The sequence below is a fragment of the Nitrospira sp. genome, from assembly GCA_029194665.1.
GTDB lineage: Bacteria > Nitrospirota > Nitrospiria > Nitrospirales > Nitrospiraceae > Nitrospira_D.
Genome location: JARFXO010000013.1, coordinates 1 through 2,513, shown reverse-complemented (window position 1 = coordinate 2,513; position 2,513 = coordinate 1). Strand labels below are relative to the sequence as shown.

General features: G+C 51.9%; 2 protein-coding genes. Both read left to right on the top strand.

The window, feature by feature from the left end:
- Positions 1-1,264, top strand: a 1,264-nt coding sequence (locus P0119_22770; protein ID MDF0668885.1) for an IS1182 family transposase, incomplete at its 5' end; no start/stop codon positions are given.
- A gap of 637 nt (positions 1,265-1,901) precedes the next feature.
- A complete protein-coding gene (locus P0119_22765; GenBank protein ID MDF0668884.1) occupies positions 1,902-2,384 on the top strand; it encodes a hypothetical protein in 483 nt (160 codons plus the stop codon).
- The last annotated feature ends 129 nt before the right edge of the window (positions 2,385-2,513 follow it).

Below are 2,513 nucleotides of genomic sequence, written 5' to 3'. Positions count from 1 at the left end.
GGATGTGATTAGCCAATTGGATTTGAGCCCGATCTATGCGCGCTATGCGCCCACCGGCGGGATTGCCATCGCACCGGAAATCCTCTTGGGCTTATTGTTCTATGGCTATGCCACAGGTGTGTTCAGTTCACGCAAGATTGAACGCGCCACCCACGAGAACATTCCCTTTCGCTATATTGCGAGCGGCTTACATCCCGACCATGACACGATTGCGAATTTCCGCAAGACCTTCTTGGCAGAAATTCAAGAGTTGTTCGTGCAAATTCTCTTATTGGCACAGACCGCAGGCGTATTCCAATTGGGCAACATCAGTTTGGATGGCAGTAAGATTCATGCCGATGCCTCCAAACACCAAGCGGTCAGTTACAAACGCCTGCTCGAATTAGAAACCCAGCTGCGGCAACAAGTCAGCGAGTTGTTTGCCTTGAGTGAACAAGTCGACCAACGCGAAGTCACCCTTCCCCCTGGCTGTAGTGTGGAAGAAGAAATTGCCTTTCGCCAAGAGCGGCTCGCCCATCTTGCCCAAGCCAAAGCCGTGTTGGAAGCACGCGCCCAAGAACGCTATGCCGCCGAAAAAGCGGCGTATGATGCCAAAGTGCGCGAGCGGGAAGAAAAAGCCCGTAAAAACAACCGTCCCCCGCGCGGGCGTGCGCCCAAACCACCGACACCGGGTCCCCAAGACAAAGACCAATACAACTTCACCGATCCTGATTCGCGCATCATGAAAAACAGCACGAACGCTGGTTTTGACCAACACTACAATGCCCAAGTCGCTGTAGACCAAGCGCGTTTGTTCATTGTCGCCGCGACGGTGTCCAATCATCCGAATGATCAACACCAAGTCGAACCGACGGTGGATGCGATTTCGCCACGCGTGGGCACGCCCGATGCCGCCGCATTAGACAACGGCTACTGGAGCCCCGGCAACGTCCAAGCCCTGGAAGACCGTGGCATTGATCCCTACATTGCCACGGGACGCGAACCGCATCACCAGAGTTGGCAGAGTTGGTTTGCGCAACAACCTGCGCCACCACCGCCCGAAGCGAATGCCAAAGAAAAGATGGCATTCAAACTGCAAACCGAAATTGGCAAAACGATTTATGCGTTGCGCAAGGAAACCGTCGAACCCGTGATTGGAACCATCAAGGAAGTGATGGGCTTTCGTCAATTCTCCTTGCGCGGGTTGTTCGCGGTGACCGGCGAATGGTGTCTGGTGTGCTTGGCGTTCAATCTCAAACGCTGGCATACCCTGCAAGCCGGCTAACTGCCGGCGTTGCTGCCACGCGCCTGCACACTGAAAAAACTCCCGAAACTTGGTGAGTCGTGCTTGTGAACTACGAATTGTAAAGGTGAATGGACTCGGTTTTGTTGGAGAGAACTCGCTGAGTAATTCCTCTCCGACAGACTGCTAGGCGAAGGTGGAGTGGCTGGCGCGCCAACTTCCTATGCGGCAGGTACTCCACCTGGACCATATCCTCCTGGCGAAGACTTTGCAGAAACGTTTACATGGTTTGTTGATAGGAAATTTGGGGGCTATAGCCAAGCGATTCGCGATCCAGACGCGGCAAGGCAAAATGCGCTGGATGTTGCCTTGGGGTTCTTGAAATAGAGGAGCATGCCTAATGAATTTAGAATCTAGCCCTACCAGACTAGTCATACCCCTAATCGTAATGATCTGGCTGGTATCTTGCGGACCGATGGGTGGCGTTTCACTCCCTGCTAACGTTACTCCTTCAATCGCCCCAACACCAAAACCAGCACCTTCGGGCGATTGGCAAAGTAGATGGCTAAAAGGAGCCCCATGTTCTCCTCCCTGTTGGGAGGGAATAACACCTGGAAGTACCAGCGCATCTGACGCTGTCAACATCTTGAGAACTAGCCCACTGATTGCCAGAGCAGAGATGACCTCAACCAGACTTGTACCTGACCTCGGGTATGTTCAGTGGGATTGGGCAGGTGGGGGGCAAGGCGGATTTGCAAACTATCAAGCTCAAACCGCTCAACAAATCATATACCTCATTCGCCCGTGGTTTCCAAAACCGATAGGGTTTGGCGATGTACTTGAAGCTTATGGGGAACCTACTGAGATCATTGCACGTGTTGTTCATCCTCCAGATGCAGGAGTTGGTACTAGCTACGACCTAAGAGTGATCTATAAAGACCAGGGAATTCTACTTCTCTCTGGGGGGGTAAACAAACCACGAATAGAAAAGGAAACTGAATTTGACCAAGTCATGTTGTTTGCACCCGATGCACAAGGTTATGCCGCTGCATTGAGTGGGGCGGCAAACTATCCAGAGTGGGTTCAGCCCTGGGAGGGAATGAAAGACTTTAATTACTACTGTCAGAAGGCGTTTGGTGAAAAAGACTGTGCAGACAAGTAAAGTGACTGTCAAAATACTATCAAACTGAAGTCTCCCGCGTCAATCCAATCTGAATTGGCGCGGGAGATTTGTTTCCAATAACTTGCGAACTTGCCACAGAGTTTGGGCGTGACGACAACTTACAGTTAC